Origin of the sequence: Pseudomonas paraglycinae (genome assembly GCF_021601625.1) — a bacterium.
GTDB lineage: Bacteria > Pseudomonadota > Gammaproteobacteria > Pseudomonadales > Pseudomonadaceae > Aquipseudomonas > Aquipseudomonas paraglycinae.
In genome coordinates this window covers 1-24,413 of the sequence record NZ_BQHR01000020.1, presented here as the reverse complement: position 1 = coordinate 24,413, position 24,413 = coordinate 1, and the positions used below count along the sequence as shown (strand labels likewise).

Sequence of the window (24,413 nt, the reverse complement as noted above, 5' to 3'; positions counted from 1 at the left end):
TGAAACTGGCGAGCGATGGGGGGATTGTAAGGACAGTTTTGTGCCCGGCCTTGCCGCCAAGCGACAACTTCTTATAGCGCAAACCCCGGTTTTTCCCGGGTTTACGGCAATGCGACATATAGCGTCGCAAAGGCGCAGTTTAAACTGCCGCCAGCCATTTCAGCAGGCCTGCGAGCATATCAATTGCGACGGGATGGCCTGTCATACATATGTACCACCTGACACAAGATGCATTTTGCTCTGCTTGAGCTCTTTTTCGACGCTCAAGGACGCCAACGATGCCATCCACCACCGGGCAATCGCCCGCCAGTTCGCCCACGCCCGGTGCGACCGCACAAAGCCCCGCTTCCCACTATGAACCGCTGGTGAACGCGATCCCCGAATGGCTGGGCAAGGCGTCGCCCGCCCGGCGCGCCGCCTTGAAGAACAGCCATCGCGCGCTCCCCGAACCGATCAAGTCAGCACCCGTTGATCAACATCAAGCGCTCAGAAACGCCATAACGCAGCACATGACCGCGCAGAACGCCGTCGATCAAATGCTCGAACGGGTACAGAACGCCAGCACCTTCGCCGAGCCCATCCTCACCGAGGCGCTGAAAACGCGTTTCGACCTCGATCTGAACGTCAAGGAAACCTTCCTGCAGTTGTACATCCCGGTGAAGGCCGCAGGCATTACCATCGGCGCCCGGACGTGGACAGTGTCGCTGCTGGACGCAGCACTGCATAACTTCGAGGCGGGCGAAACAGAACCCGGGGCCTACGCCAGCGGCTCCTCGTTCATCACCCGCCCGACCGGGACCGGACAATTCGAGACACTGGCGCCACTTAATGCAGAACCCGGCATTCCAGCCTTCAGCCGACTGTGCCGGGAACTGGATATCGGTGCTCGATACAAAACCTACCTGGAGGAAAGTCTCGCGCTCGCCAACCCGGTGGCAGCTTCGGTGCTGCGGCACAAGGTCAATACCGCGCAGAAAACCGCACTGCGCGCCGCACTGAAGCTGGCGCGGATGAATGGCGACATCGGAGAAGCGAATCTGCATTCGATTGAAAGTCTGCTGGACGGGACATCCGTGGTTTTGATGAACGGTCAGCCCATGCTGTGCCACGATTTGACGATGATGTCGGTCGCACTGACCGGAATCCTGGTGTTTGCACCTGACCTTGAAAGCGCGAAAACCGCCGTTGCAGTGGTGGCTTACATACCGGACGACCCCGATCATCCGATCAAGGAGTACCTCTCCACGGGCGACCTCGCACACGAACTGATCCGACAGCTGCGCGATACGGAGTACCAGCGATTCTTCAGCCGCTTCGTCGCGCACGAACAGCGTGGACAATTTTTCGGCCAGCTCAAGCAACGGCTGAGCAAAGTGAAATGGCATCCGCCACAGACCGGCAGTCAAATGCCGTCGTGGCGCGACACCCTTATCGAAAGGCCCGACCTGCAATTCTCGGCCACCCCCATCGCCGGTGAACTCTGGGAACATCTTTATCAGCGCAAGCTGAACAAGATCCTCAACGATGCCGCAGTGATCGCTGTTCCCACTGCCATGGTCGATCGCAATGCACGCTGGAGGCGCTGGGATTCGTTTGTCAGTGTCGCAACGTCGATCCTGGAAATCGCCGCGTTCGTCGTTCTGCCGTTCGTGCCGTTCCTGGGTGAAATGATGATGGCGTACATCACCTATCAGCTGCTCGACGAGCTTTTCACGTTCTATGTCGATTTGGCCGAAGGCCAAACCACCGAAGCCTGTGCGCACTACTTCGCTGCACTGGAATCACTGATTCAGCTGGGTGCTTTCGGGATTGGCACCAGTGTCGCCATGGCCGAACTGCCCAAGGTACTGCCGCCCGAAGTGGTGGCATTCATGGATCGGTTTCAACCCGTGAAACTGCGCAACGGCAAAACCCTGTACTGGAAGCCGGATCTGAGCAGCTACGCCCGTGACACCCTGCCAGCGGCAGGCTCCCTGCCCGACGCCCAGGGTCTGCACTGGCATCAGGGCAAAAAACTGCTACCGCTGGATCAGACGCACTACGCGGTCAACGATCACGAGATACCCGGTCAACTGCGAATCGAACACCCCTCACGCACCGACACCTACGAACCTGTCGTGCGGCATAACGGCGAAGGAGCTTTTCACACCGAGCTGGAAAATCCGCTGCGATGGGACACCAACACTGCGTTGCAGCGAATCGGCCACAGCGTAGAGGCATTTACCCCGGCGCAGCGCGAACGCATTCTGAAAATCAGCGGCTACACCGAAGACGGTTTGCGCAAAATGCACATGAATCAGGAGCGTGTTCCGCCACTGCTGGCCGACACCATTGAGCGTTTCAGGATCGATCGGGACTTGCAGGCGTTCATCGAGCAGATCACCAGCGACGAGCCAACGGTTTATCGCGAGGCAGATCCGCTGATCCAGCTGCAATTGCTGAACGAACAAGGCTTGTGGCCGAAAACCAGAAGGCTGCGCCTGATCGATGCCGAGGGAGCGACGCTCTGGCAATCCTCCGATGATGTGCAGCTCCCGCTAACGGACGTTCACGTTAATCGTCTGATCGACGACGACCTGCTCAAGACATTGCTGCGGGCTCTCGATGAAACCGAAATCAGCACCCTGCTCAATGAAGAGTTCGGGCAGAAAATCGCCCTGGATGCACGCGTCCGTCAACTTCGCAGCCGACTCGCGCAGATTGCCAGGCAACAGCGCCCTGCCCTGTTCGAACAACGCTATGAGTCAAGCCAGCATCGCGCTACACCGCTGGTGAAACAGGTGGCGCGGCACGTACCGAACCTGCCTGTCAGGATCACCGAAGAACTCATTCACACCGCCACCGGCACCGAACTGACGCAGCTGAGTGAAGACGTGCTTCCAGAGCGTCAGCAACAGCTCTCTGAAACCGCATTGCACGAGCTACGCATCACCCGGGCTTACGAAGGACTGGAAATCGATTCGGTGCATAACCAGGACTCCGAGACTTTGGCACTGCACAGCCTGCCGCTGCTGCCAGGCTGGTCAGACACCGTCAGCCTTGAAGTGCGTGACCAATCGTTCGCAGGAAAGCGGCTCGACACCACTGGTCCCATGGGCGCCCCTATCGAAAAAATCCTGGTACGCCGAGCCGATGGCACGTGGCAGCCGTTTGATCAGGCCGGACTGGAATTGCACGGCCCGACGGATTTCTACACCAGCGTGCTGCAAGCCCTGCCCGACGACCGACGTCAGGCGTTGTATCTGCAAATCGGCGAAGGACAAAAGCTCCGCCAGCTCATTCGCGACAATCCTCTGCCACGCGACAGTCTGCGACTCACACTGGCGGTCGAATCCTCTCCCGCCACCGACGTCGACACTTTGCGCCTGCTGGGCACTGACGGTTACTCACGCAATCTGTCACCCGATGGTTCTCCGCCGACCCTGGACATGCGGGTGCGCGATGTTTTTCCCGGGATCACTCAAGAAGGCCTGCAGGCCATGGTGCAACGCCTGCAAAACCATCTGGAGAATCCGATCGCCGAGCTGTCACGACTGCGCCTTGAATACGCCCGCCTGGAAAACGACCTTGATCTATGGCGCCTGAGAGACGTACGGATCGATCCCGCCACCGGCCAGGAACTGTCTATCGCCCGACGAGCTGCAGCCGCTCGTGATCGACAGCTTTTCGCCCGAACCCTGCTCAGCTGCTGGCGCCGCGAGACTCCGGAACGCTTTGGCTATCGCATGCGTTTTATCGAACCCTTGCTGGGCGATCTGCCGGTGCTGGCGGCAGACTTCAGCCATGTCAACAGCCTGGAACTGAGCGGCAGCGGAGCATCGGCAGGCATCGAAACATTTATTGAACGCTTCCCTCGTTTATCCCGACTCGACCTGCAGAACTTCGACTTGCACACCCTGCCGCAAAACCTCTCGACCCTGCCCGCCCTGCGCCGATTAAGGCTGCGCAAATGTGGAATCATCCTGACCCCGGAAAACCAGACGCTGCTCACTTCACTCAATGAACTGGTTGAACTGGATCTCAAGGACAACCCACTCGGCAGCAGCTTCGATTTAACCTTCCTGCCATCGCTGACCTACCTCAACCTGTCCCGCACCGGGATTGCCGAAGTCCCGCCCGGCTTGATCGATCACCCGCAAATCAGGAGCGCCTGGCTGACCGATAACCGGATCACCACACTGCCTGAAGCGTTGTTCGAACTCTCGCCTGCTGCGGCTGCCGGATACGACTTTTCCGGTAATCCACTCACTGCCGCCACACGCGAGCGGGTAAAAACCTGTTTCACCCGCACCGGCGTCAATTTTGGCGTACGCGCCGAACAGGCCGATATCAACCGCACCACGGCCCTGTTTCCAGATATCGACGAGGGCCAGGCCAGCGGCCTGATTTATCGCCTGCCCGGCTCACTGGTTCAGGGCCGCTTGCAACTGACGGCGTGGGAAACCGAGCTGGCCACGCTGAGTGCCGATCTGAATCTTTGGGCCCGAGACATTCCCGACCGCGACCCGATCAGCGGCGCGATGCTGGAAGCCAACGAACGCTTCACCGAACAGGATGCACGCGAGACGTTTGCCGGCAATCTGCTGCGCCTGTGGCGTCACCGCTCGAAAATCCATCCGCACGCCAGGGCCGATGTTTTTACGGCCGAGGCCAAATTCATTGGTGACCTTCCGATACTGAGCGCGGACTTCAATCACATCACTGCGCTGACCATCAACGGGAATAAAAGCTTGCGCGGTGACGCGGCGTTTCTGCGAAGTTTCTCCCGGCTCAAACGGCTGTTCTTTCGCAACGGCCAACTGGATCAACTGAGCGAGACGCTCAAAAACCTGTCGACGCTGGAAGTCCTGGTGCTGGATAGCTGTGGCGTGAGTCTGACCGCCGAATCACTGACAGCGCTGGCCGCAATGCCCAGACTCGAATCACTGGAGTTACCGGGCAATCCGCTGAATCTGGTGCCCGATCTGCAAACCCTGAACTCGCTGACCTACCTCGACCTTTCACGCACGGGCCTGCTGGAAGTCCCGCCTGGCCTGATCGACCATCCGACGCTCAAGACGGCGATCCTCAGTGAAAACCAGATCACCGAATTACCCGAGAGCCTGTTTGAATTATCGGCTCAGGCCGGTGACGGCTACGACCTCTCGAACAATCCACTGAGCGCCAGCACTCGCGAGCGGATCAAACAATACAACCGCGAGACCGGGCAGGATTTCGCCGTACTCGCCGACCTTGCAGATATAGAAACCACCCAGCAGCTGTTTCCCGACCTCGACGCGCAAGACGCCAGCGATGTGTTCTACAGCTTGCCGGGCTCGATTGAACATGGCCGAAGCCAGCTGCGCCACTGGCAGGCAGAAATCCGCCAACTGAATGCCGACCTTGCACGGTGGGCAGCGGCAGGGCCGAGTATTCATCCGGACACGGGGCAGGTGCTCAATCCCCGGCAGGTGTTCGTGATGCAGACCAACAGAAAGCTGTTTGCCCAACGAATCGAAGAACTGTGGCGCTTCCGGTTTGCCGAAAAAGCCACGCAAAGGGGCAATGTGCTGATCGCAGAGCTGCCGTTCATTGGCGATTTGCCCGTGCTGTCGGCTGACTTCAGCCACATCGCCGAGCTGACCCTTGACGGCAATCCGGCCCTGAGCGGCATCGATGCTTTTCTTTGGCCTTTCACCGGCCTGCGTCATCTGGAACTGCACGAGTTCAAACTGGAGCAATTGCCCGAAGCTTGCGAACGCATGCCGTTGCTGGAGCGCCTGGTGCTGGAGTACTGCGAGCTGACCCTGACGCCGCCGACTCAGGCCCGCCTGTCGTCCATGAGCCGTCTACAGTTCCTCAATCTGAGCCACAACCCGCTGGGCGCTGCACCAGAGTTGAAGACCTTGCCGGCGCTGACTCACGTGCGCCTGATCGACACCGGGATCTCTCATCTGCCGGAAGGCCTGGTCGAGCACCCGACGCTGATCATGGCCAACTTCGAACACAACCGGATCAGCGAGCTTCCCGACAGCCTGCTCGATCGCCCTGCGCTTTCACCCAACCAATTCATGCTTGGCGAAAACCCGTTTTCACCCGCCACTCGCGAGCGGATCAAGACCCGCTACCAGCACACCCGGCAAGACTTCGGGGTGTCGATGCCGACGGCGGACATCGACCGCGTGCGCGTTTTGTTTCCGACCCTCGACGCCGAACAAGCCAATCGAATGTTGTATTTGTTGCCGGGAACCGTCGCTCAGGGTCGACTTCAAATCGCTCAGTGGGAAACGCAATGGCAGCAACTCGATACAACCCTCAACCGTTGGGTCAGTGAGGTTCCCGAGCAACATCCGTCAACCGGTACGCCACTCACAGATGAGGACAAAATCGTTGAACGCACCGGCCGCGATCAATATCGCCGTGACCTGCAAGCGTTCTGGCGCGCACGCTCGACCGCACAACCGGAGATGCGATCAGACAGGCTGATCCTCAATCTCCCTTTCATCGGCGAGCTGCCCTCACTGAGCGCCGACTTCAGCCATGTCACCACATTGTCGATCACCGGCAACGCCCAATTGCGCGCCGGCGATGTTTTCTTCGACGCCTTTTCAGGGCTGGAAACACTGGAGCTGCGCGATCTTGGATTGCAGCAAATACCGGATTCGTTCCGGCGTATGCCAGCCCTGGAAAATCTGGTACTGAGCAATTGCGCGGTGACGCTGGATGTCGAGGGCCGTTCCACCCTTGCTTCGCTGACACGATTGAAAAAACTCGACTTGTACAACAACCCTCTGGGACTGGCGCCAGACATCCGCTCCTTGCCGGCGCTGGATTTTCTCGATCTGGCCGGCACCGCGATCAGCGAAATTCCCGACGGAATGATCAACCATCCGCAGCTTGAAATCGTCATCCTCAACAACAACCGGCTCAACGAAATTCCTGACGAAGTTTTCAACCTGCCGGCGGAAATCGGTAACGGTTACGACTTTGGCAACAACCCTCTGAGCCCGGCGACGCGAGAGCGGGTCAAGGATTACTTTCGGCGTACCGGAGGTGATCTGGGCGTGCTTGCCGAAGAGGCAGATCGGGCTCGGGTGCAAACGCTTTATCCGGCGCTGGACGATGATCAGGCCAGCACCTTCCTCTATCGCCTGAGTGGCACGTTGGCTGATGGCCGTCAGGAAGTAGCAAGAAGGGAAATGGCGCTGAGCGATCTCACCCGCAGCCTCGCTCATTGGAGCAGCGACATCCCTGTGAGTGCGCCCGACGGCCAACCGCTGCCCGTAACCGAGCGACTACGTCAGGAACAACTGCGTACGCAGTTCGCCGAAGCACTGCTGACCTGCTGGCGCCAGATCCCGATGGAGGACTCGAGTCTCGACAGTTTCGGGTTCAGCCACACTGTGAGTTTCATCGGCGAGTTGCCGACACTCGGCGCCCCATTGCCCTACGTGCCGGACCTGTTCCTGGTGGGTGAAGGCCATTCATCAAGGCTCGGACGCTTCCTTGAAGCTTTTCCCGGCCTGGACAGCCTGGCCATTCGCGAATGCAATCTGGGCGATATTCCCGAGGATATTTTCACCATGAATCAGTTGACCGCCCTGAGCCTGCCGGACTGCAAAATCAGGCTGACACCCGAATCGGCAGCAGCACTGGCGAGCATGGACAAACTCGAGGTACTCAACCTGCGCGACAACCCGCTGGGGCTGACGCCGGACGTCAGCAACCTGCATGGCCTGACCGACCTCGACCTGAGCGATACCGGAATTACCGAAATACCGCGAGGCGTACTGGAAAACCTGCACTGGAACGAGATTGATCTGTCCGGCAATGCGATCACAGACGTGCCGGAAGAAATCATGGATGTGCCCGCGGCCGTCGGCGACCGCTATGACTTGCGCGATAACCCGTTGTCGACCGAGAGCAAAGCAAGAGTCCGGGCCTACTATCAGGAGACTGGCAACAACCTGAACGTCGCCGGCATCGACGATGCGCCGCGCCCGGCTGAAATGAGGCCTGATCTGGAAATCGAAGACTGACCGATACAGCGCCATGGCAGCCAATGCCATGGCGTAATTGGTGAGGGATCAACCGCGCTCTGGCGGCACCGACGACAGTTCGAACGGACTGCTGCTGCGCCGCTGGTTGCGGTCTTCCCGCGGCGTGGCGCCGAAGAAGTTGCGATAGGCGCTGGAGAAATGCGGTCCCGAGGAAAAACCGCACGACAGGCCGATCTGGATGATTGACTTGCTGGTCTGCATCAACATCTGCCGGGCCTTGTTCAGGCGCAGTTCCAGATAGTACTGGCTCGGCACGCGGTTGAGGTATTGCTTGAAGATCCGCTCCAGCTGGCGACGGGACACGCACACATGCTGGGCGATCTCGTCGGTGGTCAGCGGCTCTTCGATGTTGGCTTCCATCAGCAGCACCGCCTGGGTGAGCTTCGGATGGCTGGAGCCGAGACGGTTCTGCAATGGAATGCGCTGACGCTCGCCGCCTTCGCGGATGCGTTCGACCACCAGTTCTTCAGAGACCGCACCGGCCAGTTCCGCACCATGATCGCGGGCCAGCACCGCCAGCAACAGATCGAGCACCGACATGCCGCCGCACGCCGTCAGGCGATCACGATCCCAGTCGAACAGATGACTGGTGGCGATGACTTTCGGGAAGCGTTCGGCGAAATCGTCCTGCCAGCGCCAGTGCACGGCGGCGCGGTAACCGTCGAGCAGACCGAGTTGCGCCAGCGGGTACACACCGGCCGACAGACCGCCAATGACGCAACCGGCGCGCACCAATTGTTTGAGCGCACTGCTGAGTGCCGGCGCCAACGTGGTCGGTGGCTCGTCAGCGAGCAGGAACAGTTTCTGGAAGTTTTCGAGCTTGCCCGCCCAGGGTTCGCCGGGCAGTTGCCATTCACCCTCGGCCGGTGCTTCGGCCTGCAGGAAGGACAACTCGTAAACCACGTCCGGATGCACACGCTGGGCAACACGCAAGGCCTCCTCTGCCAGCGCCAAAGTCAGAGCTTTAGTGCTGGGCCAAATCAGGAAACCAATTCGATGGGCAGTCATGGCGGGCGATCCGAAACGTAAACAGAGGGAAAAACCGAAATCGGCTGCAACCAAATTAGACCATCTGGCGCGCTGCGCAGCATGACCTAATCTGGTGCATAACGGGAGCGATTACTTGAGGCTGCCCGAGAGGAATTGTTGCAAACGTTCCGATTGCGGATTGACCAGCACTTCACGCGGGTTGCCGCTTTCTTCGACGACGCCTTTGTGCAGGAACACCAACTGATTCGACACTTCACGGGCGAAGCCCATTTCGTGGGTCACCACCACCATGGTCCGGCCTTCCTGAGCGAGGGCCTGCATGACTTTCAGCACGTCGCCGACCAGCTCCGGGTCGAGGGCCGAAGTCGGTTCGTCGAACAGCATCACTTCCGGTTCCATCGCCAGCGCACGGGCGATTGCCACGCGCTGCTGTTCGCCACCGGACATGTGCCCCGGGAACGCGTCCTTACGATGGGCCACACCCACCTTGTTCAGGTAGTGCTCGGCTTTCTCGCGGGCTTCGGCCTTGGACACGCCCAGCACGTGAACCGGCGCTTCCATGATGTTTTCCAGCGCGGTCATGTGCGACCACAGGTTGAAGTGCTGGAACACCATCGACAGGCGCGAACGCATGCGTTGCAACTGTTTCGGATCAGCGGCTTTCAGCGCGCCGTCCTTGTTCGCTACCAGTTTCAGCTCTTCGTTGTTGAGCAGGATCTTGCCCGCGTGCGGCTGCTCAAGCAGGTTGATGCAGCGCAGGAAAGTACTTTTGCCGGAGCCACTGGAGCCGATGATGCTGATCACATCGCCGGCGGCCGCTTTCAGGGAAACGCCCTTGAGCACTTCGTGACTGCCATAGCGTTTATGCAGGTCTTGGACTTCAAGTTTGTACATGCGGTCGGTTCTCACAAAAACAGTCAGTCGTTGAGCAAAGGGCCGTCGCGCAGCGCATCGCGCCCCGCCACTTTGGCCAGCCAGAAACCGGGTTGGGCGTAACGCAGCCGCTCAATGGCAAACAGCACCCCGGACGTACCAGCACACACCGTGCTGACCCGATCCGACAGCGGATCGATCACTTCGAAAATCTTGTCACCGGCTTCAACCCACTCGCCGGGCTTGCGCAGAAAACTCACCACGCCCGGATGCGGCGGCAGGAGCAATTCAGTGCCCTCGAACGGCATGCCTTCGCACGGTTCGTGCGCCGCGCTCGGCCACTCGCCACGGATCAGGCCTTGCTCGGCGAGGAACGCCAGAATGCCTTCTGCCCAGGCTTCGGCCTGCGCCGGCGTGGTGTCAGCCTGACCACCCAGTTCAACGGTGGTCGCCAGGCACGCCAGTGGAATCTGCGCGTCCGGGAACAGACGCGACAGACGCAGCCACGGCAGCGAACAGGCTTCATCGAACGAGCTGCCGCCGGAATCTTCAGCCAGCAAACCGACCTTCACGTCCAGGTGCGCAGCGAGCGAACGCCACTGCGGCCAGTGCTGCGGCAACGCGTACATGTGCAGCGCGGCTTCACAGTCGCAATGCAGATCCAGCACCACATCGGCGGTGGCGGCGTGTTGCAGCAGGATGCGCTGCATGCCTTGCAACTGGCTACTCGCCTCAGGCAATTCGGCCAGATGATCGGCCATCGCCTGACGGATCAAACGGATGTTGGCGCGCGGATCATCACCGAGTTGTCCTTCCAGCCTGGCGGCCACGGGGGCGCTGAGCTCGACGAAATCACGGTTGAAATTCTTGCCGCTGCCGGCCTCGAAACGCCCCTGATGGTTGCCTTGCAGCAACTGGCCAAGACCCAGCGGGTTGGCCACAGGCACCAGTTCGATGACGCCGTTGAGCAGGCCCTTGGCTTCGAGTTCGCCGAGGCGTTTTTTCAGTTCCCAGGCGGTGCGCATGCCGGGCAGTTCGTCAGCGTGGAGGCTGGCCTGGATGTAGGCCTTGCGCTCGCCGCTTCCGAAACGGAACACCGAAATCCGGCGCTCGCTGCCCAGGTGGCTCCACGGCAGAACGTGGTCGATGCGTTCCATATCAGTGCTTCCTCGGGGCCAGGTAGCTCAGCCAGCGACGCTCGGCCAGCTTGAACAGGCGCACCAGAATGAAGGTCAGGCACAGGTAGAACACGCCGGCGGTGATGTACGCCTCGAACGGCAGGTAGAACTGCGCGTTGACGGTACGGGCCGCGCCGGTGATGTCGATCAGGGTCACGATGGACGCCAGACTGGTGGTCTGCAGCATCATGATCACTTCGTTGCTGTACTGCGGCAGCGCCCGGCGCAGGGCCGATGGCAGCAGGATGCGCTTGTACATCTTGACGCGCGACATGCCCATGGCCTTGGCCGCTTCGATCTCGCCGTTCGGCGTGGCCTTCAGGCTGCCGGCGATGATTTCAGCGGTGTAGGCGCTGGTGTTGATCGCGAACGCCAGGCACGCACAGAACGTTGCGCTGGACAGCCACGGCCAGAGGAAGCTCTCGCGCACCGCTTCGAACTGGGCCAGACCGTAGTAGATCAGGAACAGTTGAACCAGCATCGGCGTGCCGCGAATCACGTAGGTGTAGAGCCAGGCTGCGCCATTGACCACAGCGTTCTTGGACACACGCATCAGGCCCAGCGGCAGTGCCGCGAGCAGACCGAAGAACAGCGACAGCGCGAGCAACTTGAGGGTGGTGACCAGACCGCCGAAGTACAGCGGCAGGGCCTCCCAAATGACGTTGTAGTCGAAGATCATAGATCAGCCGCCCTTACGCCTACCGAGTAGCGCTTCTCAAGGTGACGCAGCGCCAGCAACGAGACACTGGTGATCACCAGGTACATCGCCGCTACTGCGAGGAAGAAGGTGAAAGGCTCGCGGGTGGCGTCGGCCGCCTGCTTGGCCTTGAACATCATGTCTTGCAGACCGACCACGGAAATCAGCGCGGTGGCCTTGGTCAACACCAGCCAGTTGTTGGTGAAGCCCGGGATCGCCAGACGAATCATCTGCGGCACCAGCACCCGGAAGAACACCTGGAAGCTGCTCATGCCGTACGCCATGCCGGCTTCGGCCTGACCTTTGGGGATTGCCATGAACGCGCCGCGGAAGGTTTCCGACAGGTAAGCACCAAAGATGAAACCGAGGGTGCCGATACCGGCGGCCAGCGGGTTCAGGTCGATGTAGTCGTCATAGCCGAGCATCGGTGCAACGCGGTTGAGCAGGTCCTGACCGCCGTAGAAGATCAGCAGGATCAGCACCAGGTCGGGAATCCCGCGAATCACCGTGGAATACAGATCGCCCAGCCACGCCAGCCAGCGCACCGGCGACAGGCGCAACGCGACGCCGATCAGCCCGAGAACGATGGCCAGGGCCATGGACGACAAGGCGAGCTGAAGCGTCAGCCAAGCGCCATCGAGGATGACAGCCCCGTAGCCTTTCAACATGATTCAGGTCCTCGAAAGTTGGGATGAAAAAATGGCGCAAACCGCAGAGATCCTGTTGCTTGCGCCATTTCGGACGGGTCGAGCGACGTCTTTACTTGCCGTAAATGTCGAAGTCGAAGTACTTGTCCTGGATTGCCTTGTACTTGCCGTTCTCGCGGATGGCCGCGATGGCGGTGTTGATCTTGTCTTTCAGGGCGTCGCCCTTGCGTACCGCGATGCCTACGCCGTCGCCGAAGTATTTGACGTCGGTGAACGCCGGGCCCACGAACGCGAAGCCTTTGCCGGCGTCGGTTTTCAGGAAGCCGTCATTCAACAGCGTAGCGTCCGCCACGGTGCCGTCGAGGCGGCCGGCGGCCACGTCGAGGTAGATTTCGTTCTGCGAGCCGTATGGCTTGATCTCGGCACCCAGCGGGGCCAGGACTTCGCGGGCGAAGCGCTCGTGGATCGAACCACGTTGTACGCCGATGTTCTTGCCTTTCAGCTCAGCCAGACCTTCGCTGACCTGAGTGCCTTCCTTCATCACGAGGCGGGCCGGGGTGTTGTAGTACTTGTTGGTGAAGTCCACGGACTTCTTGCGGTCTTCAGTGATCGACATGGACGACAGGATCGCGTCGATCTTGCGCACTTTCAGTGCCGGGATCAGACCGTCGAACTCTTGCTCGACCCACTGGCACTTGACCTTCATTTCTTCGCACAGCGCGTTGCCGATGTCGTAGTCGAAACCGACGATGCTGCCGTCCGGCGCTTTGGAGGCGAATGGAGGGTAAGCCGCTTCGATACCGATTTTCAGAGGCTTTTCATCGGCGAATGTCGGCAGGGACAGCACGGACAGTGCCAGGGCGCCAAGCAGCACAAGTTTCTTCATCTTGGGACTCCATCGGTAAAGGGCAAAAACGGCAGAGTGAGCGACAGCCCAATATGCGAATGGGTGTAACGAAATCGGTTGCTGCGTGCGTGGGACATTTCCAGTCAAAACCGCGAAGGCTTCAACGCAAGCCACGACGAGCGAGTGATCGGCATTCTAACGACAGGCCCGAAGCCGATATTTCTTCAATGCGACAACTAATTACAGATGCACCGAGAAACCCGCTTGAGCACATTGACAGCCCTGCAATTTCATGCAAGAGCGAAAGACAGTGAACCGATCTATGCTGCAAATTGCGGGCCTATTATTCGCAAACCCTTCTAATCCGGCAAGCGCGGGGTTATGTCTTATTTTTCACCGGGTGTCTTAAGGTCCTTAAACAGGGCAATGCGTTTCCGGATGCCCCGTTGTGGAGCCGGCGGTTACACATTCGGTTACTTGAAGGTGGACGGGTAACAGCAGGAAGTGCCTGACGGACGAAACCGATAATTATTGGAAAACAAAAAGCCCCGCCCGGCGCGATGCCGGACGGGGCTTTTCAGCCTTCAGACCCGCCGCTTAGGCAACGTTCATGGTCTTGTGCGTATCGATCAGATGCTGCACCACACCCGGATCCGCCAGGGTAGAGATGTCACCCAGGCCTTCGTATTCAGCCGTAGCGATCTTGCGCAGGATGCGACGCATGATCTTGCCCGAACGGGTCTTCGGCAGCCCCGGCGCCCACTGGATCACGTCCGGCGAAGCGATCGGCCCGATCTCCTTGCGCACCCAGTTTTTCAGTTCCAGGCGCAGTTGCTCGCTCGGCTCTTCACCATTTTTCAGGGTGACGTAGACATAAATGCCCTGCCCCTTGATGTCGTGCGGCACACCAACCACCGCCGCTTCGGCGACTTTCGGGTGAGCGACCATCGCGCTTTCGATCTCGGCAGTCCCCATGCGGTGGCCGGAGACGTTGAGTACGTCGTCCACGCGACCGGTGATCCAGTAGTAACCATCGGCATCGCGACGGGCGCCGTCACCAGTGAAATACATGCCACGGAAAGTCTTGAAGTAGGTGTCGACGAAACGGTCGTGATCGCCGTACAAGGTGCGCGCCTGACCCGGCCACGAATCGAGAATCACCAGATTGCCTTCGGCCTCGCCCTCGATGATGTTGCCGAGGTTGTCCACCAGCGCCGGCACCACGCCGAAGAACGGACGTGCGGCCGAACCTGGCTTCAGCGCATGAGCGCCCGGCAGCGGGCTCATCATGTTGCCGCCGGTTTCGGTCTGCCACCAGGTATCGACGATCGGGCAACGGGACTTGCCGACGTTCTTGTAGTACCAGTCCCAGGCTTCCGGGTTAATCGGCTCGCCCACCGAACCGAGCAGACGCAAGCTGCTGCCGTCCGCGCCTTCAACAGCGGCGGTGCCGGAGGCCATCATCGCGCGGATCGCGGTCGGCGCGGTGTAGAGGATGTTGACCTTGTGCTTGTCGACGATCTTCGCCACCCGGGTGATGTCCGGATAGTTCGGCACGCCTTCGAACAGCAGCGTGGTCGCGCCGTTGGCCAGCGGGCCGTAGACGATGTAGGAGTGACCGGTGACCCAGCCCACGTCAGCGGTGCACCAGTAGATTTCGCCCGGACGGTAGTCGAACACGCGCTCGTGGGTCATGGCCGCGTACAACAGATAACCGCCGGTGGTGTGCTGCACGCCCTTCGGCTTGCCGGTGGAGCCGGAGGTATAAAGGATGAACAGCGCTTCTTCGGCGCCCATCTCTTTCGGCGCGCAGACGGTGCCCGCCACTTTCATCAGGTCTTCGTACCAGATGTCGCGATGCTGGTTCCACTTGATGTCGCCGCCAGTGCGCTTGCACACGATGACTTTCTGGATGCTGCTGGTTTCCGGGTTGGTCAGGGCGTCGTCGACGTTGGCCTTGAGGGAAATCTTCTTGCCGGCACGGATGCCTTCGTCCGCGGTGATCACCACTTTCGAGCGGCAGTCGATGATGCGACCGGCCAGGGCTTCCGGCGAGAAACCGCCGAACACCACCGAGTGAATCGCGCCGATCCGGGTGCAGGCCAGCATGGCGACCACGGCTTCGGGAATCATCGGCATATAAATGGTCACCACGTCGCCGCGGTGCACGTCCTGGCCACGCAGGGCGTTGGCGAGTTTGCACACTTGTTCGTGCAGTTCGCGGTAGGTGATGTTGCGGCTTTCGGAAGGATCGTCGCCTTCCCAGATGATGGCGACCTGATCGCCGCGCTCGGCCAGATGACGGTCGAGGCAGTTGTAGGAAACGTTCAGGGTGCCGTCGGCAAACCACTTGATGTCGACATGGTGATCGTCGAACGAAGTCTGTTTCACCGTGGTGAAAGGCTTGATCCAGTCGAGGCGCTTGGCTTGTTCGCGCCAGAAGCCGTCAGGGTTGACGACCGACTGTTGGTACATGGCTTTGTAGGTCGCCTCGTCGGTCAGCGTATTGGCCAGAACCTCGGGACGAACGGGATACAGGGAAGCCGCACTCATCTTTCCTACCTCGGTGTAATAGTTGTTTTTGTATGACCCTGTTGTAGCCGGGGCGCCCGTATAGAACCATTCGACGATGGTAGTAACAAGCCCCTACAAAACATCCAGAAATGCCCGAACCACCTCCGAAGCAAACCCCGCAACCCTTGTGGGAGCTGGCCTGCCAGCGATTCAGACGCCTCGTTTTCCCGGGAAAGCCGCAGCGCTGGTAACACCATCCCCAAGGATTGTTACCAAATCTGCCAAAGGTGTTTATCAAAACCGGGTCTGTTTACCCCTGCCCCGCCTCCCTAAAATTCACCTCGCCGACAAGGCAAAGCGATTAACAAGGTTACAGCCCCCACGAAGGCCGTTAATCCAGTTCTGAAGTAACAAAGCAAACGATGAAGTTCCACACGCAACCCCAAAAAGGTTGCGTGACCCCACTCGACCTCAAGAAGGTAAATTCAAATGAAAGCTTTATTGGTTCTGGCCCTCAGCAGTCTGTGCGCAACCGCCATGGCAGACGAGGTTCCGACTGATGTCGCACAGCAACAACCGGTTATCGAGGAATACACTTACTCCACTCACCTGGACATCGCCAAAGTTGTTTCCATGAGCGAAGTTCCGAATGTCTGCGAAGTTGTTCCGGCGAAAATGGAGTACGACGACTCCAAGGGTCAGCGTCACATTCTGCGTTACAGCATCATGGGTAACGGCTGCACCAATTGATGCGTTGAGACTGCACCGAATCGGATCACTCAGCACAACATCGAGAGTCGATTCCAGCCCGGCTTCGGTCGGGCTCAGTTGTGTTTGAAGCGGCGCAAAAGGGTTGCAAAACACAAGATATAGTGAAAAACGCGGTTTTTTGCTCGTTTTTTGAGCAATCAATCACACGCCAAAAAATTAATGAAAAAATTTTCTCCGGGGCCAATCCCGGCGAAAGCCCTGTAAACCCTCGCTCCGATCGAAATCCCCCCTGCGCTCGACCGCCCTGCGCTGTTTCGCCCTCCCCCACGCCCGTGTTTTTTTCCCTATAATGCCGCCCTAATCGGGTCAGCAATATTCCCTTACAGGGATCAAAGCCATTCTGAAGCCCCGCAGCAGCGACAACGCTGACCTGCGCCCGTCAGAGGCTCTCGGAAACCCGTAAAAATTTTCTGTTTATTGCCTGCGTAGCACCGCTGCAAAAAACGACATCCAACGCGGCCTGTACGGCCGTGTGAAAAACCAACCAATCAGTTTTCACACGGGCACAGGCCCTCACGCAGGAGACGACACGTCATGCTGAGCTGGGACGAATTCGATAAAGAAGACAGTGAAGTAGCAGCAGTGAAAGGCGCCAACGCCGGCCACGCTAGCGAAGCCAACATGGACCGCCTCGACAGCGCCGGCGGTGCCGCCGCCCTCGAAGCCCGCGCCGTGACCGCCGAAGACTCGGCCGCCGTGGCCCGCGCCAAGGCTGCACTGGATTCCCTCGACGTCGCCGAAGGCCTCGCCGAACTCGAAGGCTCCGCCGCCCGTGTCGCCGTTGACGAAAAGCGCATGATCAACTGCCGCGCCGACCTCAACCAGCTCGTGCCATTCAAGTACGACTGGGCCTGGCAGAAATACCTGGACGGCTGCGCAAACCACTGGATGCCGCAAGAAGTCAACATGACCGCCGACATCGCCCTCTGGAAAAACCCGGAAGGCCTGACCGACGACGAGCGCCGCATCGTGATGCGCAACCTCGGCTTCTTCTCCACCGCCGACTCCCTGGTGGCCAACAACCTGGCCCTGGCCGTGTACCGCCTGATCACCAACCCGGAATGCCGCCAGTACATCCTGCGCCAGGCATTCGAAGAGGCGATCCACACCCACGCCTACCAGTACTGCATCGAATCGCTGGGCATGGATGAAGGCGAGATCTTCAACATGTACCACGAGATCCCGTCGGTCGCGAAAAAAGCCGCCTGGGGCCTGAAATACACCCGCGCCATCTCCGACCCGGAATTCAACACCGGCACCGTAGAGACCGACAAAGAACTGCTGCGCAACCTGATCGCCTACTACTGCGTTCTGGAAGGCATCTTCTTCTACTGCGGCTTCACCCAGATCCTCTCCATGGGCCGCCGCAACAAAATGACCGGCGTCGCCGAGCAGTTCCAGTACATCCTGCGCGACGAATCCATGCACCTGAACTTCGGCATCGACGTGATCAACCAGATCAAAATCGAAAACCCACACCTGTGGGATGCCGAAATGAAGGAAGAAGCCTCGCAAATGATCCTGCAAGGCACCCAGCTGGAAATCGAATACGCCCGCGACACCATGCCTCGCGGCGTACTGGGCATGAACGCGGCGATGATGGAGGACTACCTGAAGTTCATCGCTAACCGTCGTCTGTCGCAGATCGGTTTGAAGGAAGAGTACCCAGGGACCACTAACCCGTTCCCTTGGATGAGCGAGATCATGGACTTGAAGAAAGAGAAGAATTTCTTTGAGACTCGTGTGATCGAATACCAAACTGGTGGTGCGTTGAGCTGGGATTGATACGTTATCAAGCTCTCGATCAGATCCGAGTAGCGGGAGGCCAAGCTCCAACGATGTGAGATACCCAGAATAAAAGCCCGGCAGTAAATGACTGCTGGGCTTTTTTTTGCAAAAAAAATACTCCAGGGTGATTTTTTTGTTGCAAAAAAATATTCCCCATGCATAATAAAAACACCCCAGGGATATTTTTAAAACTTTCCAACAACTAAGGAATAGAGAAATGTATCCAAAAGTCGGCGAGCTACCTACTCCCATCGTGAACGAGAACACACCTCAAAGCTTAGACAGTCTGGATATTTTGGCAGACGCTGGAGATATAAACGAAACTCCTTTTAACGTCTTCATCGGGCACAATCTGGGACATCGCGTCTTTACTATGTCCGTCCCTTTCCGGAAATTCGCCGATATCTCAGCTGTAGCAAACAATCGTGAAGCTGGCCCGGTCGCACAGCGAGCACTTGACGAAAATCATGCTAAAAAACTGTCGGTTTATATGGTTAAGGGGTTGGTATCAGCCGCTAAGATTCGCCGAATTGCCTCCGGCAAACCTGTGCCAGAAACCTTCGACACAATTCTCCGCATGCTTGGGGAGCAGCCTTACTTTTCGCTACAACCTTTAGTATGCAATATCCGAAACGTACCACCCGGTGGTAATGGAGCTGGCGGCATTCGTGGTTTCCGTCTCGAAACCAATACAGGAGAGACGGCTGCTTTCAAAGTTTTCCTTTCTGAACGCCATATTCTGTGGGTAGTTGATGGACAGCACCGCCGCCACGCAGCCGATCTGGTGATGACATTTCTGGAACAAGTACGACAAACAGGTAAATATCCAGGTAAAGGTGCAGTATTGTTTGCTGAGAAAGGCAAGCAAGTATCAGAGGAAGAAATGCTGGTCTGGAATGAAGCCTATGAGGCCGCTCGCTCCTACGCAACACTTACAGTCGAGGTACATTTAGGGCTTGATATAGACCAGGAACGGCAACTGTTCCACGACCTAAACCGGCTGGGTAAAAAAGTAGATGCTTCCTTGGCATTCCAGTTCGACGGATCAAATCCTATCACTCACTTTATAAAGCACACATTAGCGGGTGAGCTTGGAATAACCGTTACAGAGATCGAAGCAAAAGATTGGACCGAAGATACTGGAGCCCTTGTCCTGAAGGACGTCGTAGCGGTCAATGCAATTGCTTTTTTAAACAAGGGCAATGTGGCTGGAGCAACGCCAGCAGTTATTGAACCGCGCGAGGATATTGTCTTGCATCTATGGAGTCGAATTGTCGAAATCCCTGAATTCGGAAATAACCGAGCCAAAGAGAAAACGGTAGCGGCCCAATCTGTCGTTCTGAAGGCCCTTGCTAAGCTCACCTATGATTTGAATTTTAGTAATCGGCGCCCGGATGATGCAGATGAACAGTTCGCGCAATTACTTGAAAAAATACCAAGCATTGATTTTTCACATCAAAATCCAATGTGGAGTTTCTACTCACTAAACGATGAACAACGCTCACACAGTGGGCTGACATCTCTAGCTGAATACTTGCCAGAAGAGACACAAGGCGTAAATAGAGACATTGGCTCAATACAAAGCGGCGGCTTTATGCGATTCGGCTCAAAGCACAATGACATTTTTCCGATTCTCGCAGACATGATCCGCTGGGCTGCCGGACTGCCGAGCCGGAGGTAATGAGAAATTGCACCATCATATAAACCAGCACAACCACAAACCAAAAAGTTAAAACCTTAAATAGTACTCACTTCATTGCTAGTAACGCTCCCTCAGCCATTGAAGGAGCGCTACACCTTTAATAAAAAATCTAAAAACCCACTGCTCAACAACCAACATCAAAACAAACCACAACAACTAGTTTCATATTAGAAAAAACGCGATCAAAGATCCTGTGACTTTAGTACGCCAGCCAATCTTGGCTTCAAAGATTCGAGATCTCTAACCTCACACTCCCAAACCACTTCAACTTTCCAACCTGCAGACTCTAGAGCATCCGAAGCTAGTTTATCTCTACGCACATTCTTCAGAAATTTCTCAATCCAAAAATCAACATTTGTCTTTGGAGTATAGGAATATCTACAACCGCTATGCCTGTGCCAGAAGCAGCCATGAACAAAAATGCATAACTTTAGCCGAGGAAAAACTAAATCAGGCGTACCTGGTAGATCCTTTCTGCCCAACCGAAATCGATATCCCAATTGATGACAGATGGAACGGACTATCAATTCCGGCCTTGTATTATGACTTTTTATTTTCCTCATACAATCAGAACGCTGCGCAGGAGTTAAAGTATCCATTCAACTCTCGCTAGCTTGGAAACTTAAGCTCAAGACTAATTTCCTCGCCAAAAACTAGCGAATCTGGCGAAACGGAAATAGTGTCCACACGCGCACCAAAAGCTAATGGCTCGATCTGCTGAAGCAAAGCGACAGCAAAATCATGCATATCATTTGAGATCCTTAATTTAGCACTTTGCTTATCCATAGAGTAAACCCTATAAATCTTGTAGCTTGGCAACTCCCTCATATGCAGGAGCTCATTTATCGAAATGTGTATTTTCTGAGAAAACCCACCACTAGTAGATTTAACATCCAAATAATCACACGCACCAATTACAAAATCAAAAGCCTCAATAGCATTCGCGCTAGAAGACCATTGATAGCTATCGATAGCTCCTCTATTTTTTTGATCCTGAAGAAAGGCATCAACAAATTCCTCACCGAGGGTCCCAACAATATCGGCATTCTCTCTAGCACGCCTTAAATCCTCCTTCGAAATTGTTCTTTTACCACTCCACTTTTGTAGCTGCTGAACTCCGTACAGCCCACCTTGGGAGGCATCCTCAAATGCACCCTCTACATCCATTAACTTAGCAGCATGTAAATCATCAACATCGGATTCAATAACAATCCGCTCTAGATCTGCAGGTGCGACTGCAGACATTGAACGACCGTTCATAAATTCAGAAATACTCGCATGCAACTTCACATCTTCCGACGACATAGCACCAACAAGGATTAATTTCAGTTCCTCCGGCGCCATACCGTCATTAAAGATAAGTATTGCGAAATCTCCTTCTCGTAGAACATTGTAACGATCAGGCATATCTAAAGGATTCTCAACAAACTCACCATTGAGACGCCAGTTTTTATACCCCTCGCCCTTCACAATTTTTCTTGCTAAGGAATGTCGTGGAGCCGCTCCAGGTCCGTAAATACTGACATCCACTAAGAAGGAAGCCTTTCCTTTTTTTGCTGCAACGTTAGGTAATTCTGGAAAAAGCTCGCTAACAAACACAGCAGCATTTAAGTTTATTGACTTCTGATTACCTGCGTTTAGCATTTTGAAATGCCAAGTAAAAAACGTCAAATCAGACCTAGAAAGACGCTTTATCGCAAACTTGCTCATACCTTCTCCTTAAGGTTTCTCATAATTTCTTTCGCCAAAGCATAAGAAAGCAGAGGAGGGACGGCATTGCCAATTTGTTTAAAAGCTGGGTTCATACTTCCAGAAAACTTAAACCCATCTGGAAATGACTGAAGCCTCGCAGCCTCTCTAACAGAAATTGTTCTAGCTTGAGTACTATCATAGTGTATATGTGAATAACCATCTTTACCCAAGTGAGCCATCAAAGTTCTTGCCGGCTGCACCGCCTCCATTTTTCTCCACTTATTTGGAAATTTATTTGGATCATATGGAGGAACGATGCTTTTAAAAAGCGCATCGTACTCTGACGAGCCTTCGATCAACTCTTCGCCCATTGTTTTTCTTTTTACCAGCTCTTCCTTAAATAACTCCACAGCATGACCATATGCCTCAGGATATTGATCTCCTGGATTCATGCGCGCAAAAATCTGATAGTCTCGAGGTAGCGAGCGGGTCACATGGCCATACACTACGCCATGACTTTCAAAATTCGGCCAGTCACGCATCAGCTCCCCATATCTAGATATATTTACATCATCTGGATAATTTGATTCTTCATTTGGACTACGCGCACCTTTTTTTACTTCTTGCTCCAGATGCTTAGTAATTCTCGGTAGATCCCTAAGTGCCTCTTCTGCAGTCACCGCTGGCTCGCAATCTGATTTTACTGCGACAGGCGGATGAATGAAGTATTTCTCCTCTCCAAGGAGATCAGAGCTTATAGTCTTCAAAGCAACTTTCCGACTATTATCGTATCCTTTTGGCAAACTAATCCAGTTAGTCGGAGCAGGAAAACTTACACGCTTCTTCAGCTCTTTAGAATAGGCTATCAAAAACATTCTTTCGCGCATTTCGGGCACACCGAAATACACCGCATTCAAAAGCGTATATCCGCAATCATATCCAAGATCATCCAGCGTCTCGCAGACTTCCTCTGCAATATTATGCCCCCCATAATTTAACACATCGGGCACATTTTCCATTAAAATTGCAACTGGTTTCAACTCTCGTACAAAATGCAAATAACGCAAATATAGATTCCCGCGAGGGTCCTGTTTAAAGGCCTGCGGATGTTCTGCTACTTCCCTAAGCTTTGCACGACCGACTCGCGCGAAAGCTTGGCAAGGGGGCCCACCAACGATGACATCAATAGCTCTGTCCGCATCTCCCTCAAACCCCATGTCACGCATAAAGCTAGATGGTTCGATGAGCGTTATATCGTGTGCCTGTGCATGTTTCTCAAAAAGTTCGGGAGAAAGCCCCTTGTGAAAATTGATAGCATGTGAACGAGCTGCATGAGCATCAAATTCAATAGCGGCTGCGTTCTTGAAACCAGCGCGGTCAAAACCGAGAGATATCCCGCCGCAACCCGCAAATAGGTCCAGAACCTTGGGAGTGCCACCATTTTGTATACGTGCAATTTTTTCTCTATGGATCTCTCTCATAACGATCTTGAACAGCCTGATTCAAAACGCTTGAGTATATAGGAGGTAGATTCCTGTAGCAGCATCATATGGAGGTCGATTAGCCGAAGAATGCGATTTGTTTAATGCGCAAACGCCTTGTCCTCAGCTCAATGGCAATGAGCTACCGCTCCCCCGTACCAAATGTCTCCCATCACCTCATTATCTCAGGGCAAAACGCCATAGCTTGACCACATTTCCTCAACGAAATAGTCTTTAGATTCGGCGCCTAAGAAACGCCACAACCAGAGCGGTCCTCCGCACCCGACAGTCATGCGGCTTTTTTTCGTCTGCGGTTTCTCTACGCCTGCGAAAAATCCCGTTATGTCGGGAGTGGGCGAATACAAGACCCGAAAGGGGAATATGTCCGGCCCGTCTCTGGTGGGTTTCTTAGCTCCCGACACCCTTAACGAATGCCCTAAGAAAGCAGCCAGAGGTAAATGGAAATGCCTGACTACTCAGCCTTCACGATGAAGGCGAATCGCTGTACCCGCCGTTCGATTCCCGTGCTTCCGACTCGGGAGGCACGTCATGCCTGAACCACTTCTTCCAACTCGATTTGTCCGCAACAAAACTCACCTGCATGCCCTTCTGGTGGAGAACCAGGCCTGGTTCTGCGTCCATGAATTGGGGCGTCTGATGGGCAAATATCTGGATGAGCGACAGCTGCGCAAACTCGATGCCGATCAGCGACAGATGATGTGCGTGGAGACCTACGGCGAGCCCGGAGAACATTTGATGGTGAGCGAGTCAGGTGTGTATGCGCTGCTGATCTATCACTACTGTCCCGAATATCGGCAGCTTCGTGAATGGGTGACGCATCAGGTTGTGCCTGCGCTGCGAGATGCCCGTCCGATGCGCTCGGTTGAGCGTCCGATACTGAGTGTTTTGAGCTGGCCCAAGATGTCGTTGAGCACGTTGCACTGGCAGGATGAGCCGTGGATTCGGTTGCGGGATATGCCGTGTTTGCTGGCGGAGGATCCGTTCAATCGGCAAGAATCCTGGTGGCGTAAAGCTTTACGAATGCTGCGTAGTTACTGACATTAAAAAACCGCTGCTCGAGTTTTCAAGCAGCGGTTTTTTATGGCCCGGAGTTCCAGGGAAGACATCGTCAGCAGACTGGTTCTGCATCATTCTGAAAACAATCAGTGCAACCCACCCCACCTCCCGCTATTA

General features: G+C 56.0%; 15 protein-coding genes. 5 read left to right on the top strand and 10 right to left on the bottom strand.

Annotation, left to right across the window (positions count from 1 at the left end; translation table 11 throughout):
- Positions 1 to 278: 278 nt before the first annotated feature.
- Positions 279 to 8,018: a dermonecrotic toxin domain-containing protein gene (locus L6D82_RS24325; RefSeq protein WP_236191821.1), complete on the top strand. Its 7,740-nt coding sequence runs from the start codon at positions 279 to 281 to the stop codon at positions 8,016 to 8,018.
- A gap of 48 nt (positions 8,019 to 8,066) precedes the next feature.
- Here L6D82_RS24325 and argR read toward each other — a convergent pair whose 3' ends face one another.
- The 7 genes from argR to acs form a co-directional block, all read right to left on the bottom strand.
- Positions 8,067 to 9,047: a transcriptional regulator ArgR gene (gene argR / locus L6D82_RS24320; protein ID WP_011335538.1), complete on the bottom strand. Its 981-nt coding sequence runs from the start codon at positions 9,045 to 9,047 to the stop codon at positions 8,067 to 8,069.
- Positions 9,048 to 9,158: 111 nt separating this feature from the next.
- The gene (locus L6D82_RS24315) at positions 9,159 to 9,923 is read right to left on the bottom strand and encodes an ABC transporter ATP-binding protein (RefSeq protein WP_003227281.1); all 765 of its coding nucleotides are present in this window, start codon (positions 9,921 to 9,923) and stop codon (positions 9,159 to 9,161) included.
- A 23-nt stretch (positions 9,924 to 9,946) separates the two neighbouring features.
- Entirely contained in the window at positions 9,947 to 11,059 is a 1,113-nt protein-coding gene (locus L6D82_RS24310; protein ID WP_102688620.1) for a succinylglutamate desuccinylase/aspartoacylase family protein, read from the bottom strand.
- Between the two features lies 1 nt (position 11,060).
- The gene (locus L6D82_RS24305; protein ID WP_011335540.1) at positions 11,061 to 11,759 is read right to left on the bottom strand and encodes an ABC transporter permease; all 699 of its coding nucleotides are present in this window, start codon (positions 11,757 to 11,759) and stop codon (positions 11,061 to 11,063) included.
- Positions 11,756 to 12,445, bottom strand: a complete 690-nt coding sequence (locus L6D82_RS24300; protein ID WP_007951063.1) for an ABC transporter permease — start codon at positions 12,443 to 12,445, stop codon at positions 11,756 to 11,758. Before L6D82_RS24300 ends, L6D82_RS24305 begins: the two co-directional genes overlap by 4 nt.
- Before the next feature lie 91 nt (positions 12,446 to 12,536).
- Positions 12,537 to 13,310 (bottom strand): ABC transporter substrate-binding protein, encoded by a 774-nt coding sequence (locus L6D82_RS24295; protein ID WP_064383630.1) that lies wholly within the window; start codon positions 13,308 to 13,310, stop codon positions 12,537 to 12,539.
- A 558-nt stretch (positions 13,311 to 13,868) separates the two neighbouring features.
- Positions 13,869 to 15,824: an acetate--CoA ligase gene (acs, locus tag L6D82_RS24290; protein WP_007951065.1), complete on the bottom strand. Its 1,956-nt coding sequence runs from the start codon at positions 15,822 to 15,824 to the stop codon at positions 13,869 to 13,871.
- 450 nt (positions 15,825 to 16,274) lie between these two features.
- Here acs and L6D82_RS24285 point away from each other — a divergent pair, with 450 nt between their 5' ends.
- The 3 genes from L6D82_RS24285 to L6D82_RS24275 all read left to right on the top strand — a co-directional run bounded on the left by L6D82_RS24285 (position 16,275) and on the right by L6D82_RS24275 (position 20,025).
- Positions 16,275 to 16,535 (top strand): DUF2790 domain-containing protein, encoded by a 261-nt coding sequence (locus L6D82_RS24285; RefSeq protein WP_007912695.1) that lies wholly within the window; start codon positions 16,275 to 16,277, stop codon positions 16,533 to 16,535.
- A 555-nt stretch (positions 16,536 to 17,090) separates the two neighbouring features.
- Positions 17,091 to 18,341 (top strand): ribonucleotide-diphosphate reductase subunit beta, encoded by a 1,251-nt coding sequence (locus L6D82_RS24280; RefSeq protein WP_007951068.1) that lies wholly within the window; start codon positions 17,091 to 17,093, stop codon positions 18,339 to 18,341.
- Between the two features lie 220 nt (positions 18,342 to 18,561).
- Positions 18,562 to 20,025, top strand: coding sequence for a DNA sulfur modification protein DndB (locus L6D82_RS24275; protein ID WP_129974037.1), 1,464 nt, complete (start codon positions 18,562 to 18,564; stop codon positions 20,023 to 20,025).
- 203 nt (positions 20,026 to 20,228) lie between these two features.
- On the opposite strand, the gene L6D82_RS24270 is transcribed toward L6D82_RS24275, so the two are convergent.
- Genes L6D82_RS24270 through L6D82_RS24260 form a run of 3 tightly spaced genes read right to left on the bottom strand, consistent with a single transcriptional unit; the run spans position 20,229 to position 23,219 of the window.
- The gene (locus L6D82_RS24270) at positions 20,229 to 20,645 is read right to left on the bottom strand and encodes a very short patch repair endonuclease (RefSeq protein ID WP_129974038.1); all 417 of its coding nucleotides are present in this window, start codon (positions 20,643 to 20,645) and stop codon (positions 20,229 to 20,231) included.
- Between the two features lie 10 nt (positions 20,646 to 20,655).
- Complete coding sequence (locus L6D82_RS24265; protein WP_129974039.1) at positions 20,656 to 21,756, bottom strand: DUF3883 domain-containing protein; 1,101 nt, start codon at positions 21,754 to 21,756, stop codon at positions 20,656 to 20,658.
- A complete protein-coding gene (locus L6D82_RS24260) occupies positions 21,753 to 23,219 on the bottom strand; it encodes a DNA cytosine methyltransferase (RefSeq protein ID WP_129974040.1) in 1,467 nt (488 codons plus the stop codon). The genes L6D82_RS24265 and L6D82_RS24260 overlap by 4 nt, the downstream gene beginning before the upstream one ends.
- 549 nt (positions 23,220 to 23,768) lie before the next feature.
- On the opposite strand from L6D82_RS24260, the gene L6D82_RS24255 reads away from it, so the two are divergent.
- Positions 23,769 to 24,278, top strand: coding sequence for a BRO-N domain-containing protein (locus tag L6D82_RS24255; RefSeq protein ID WP_236191820.1), 510 nt, complete (start codon positions 23,769 to 23,771; stop codon positions 24,276 to 24,278).
- Positions 24,279 to 24,413 lie beyond the last annotated feature (135 nt).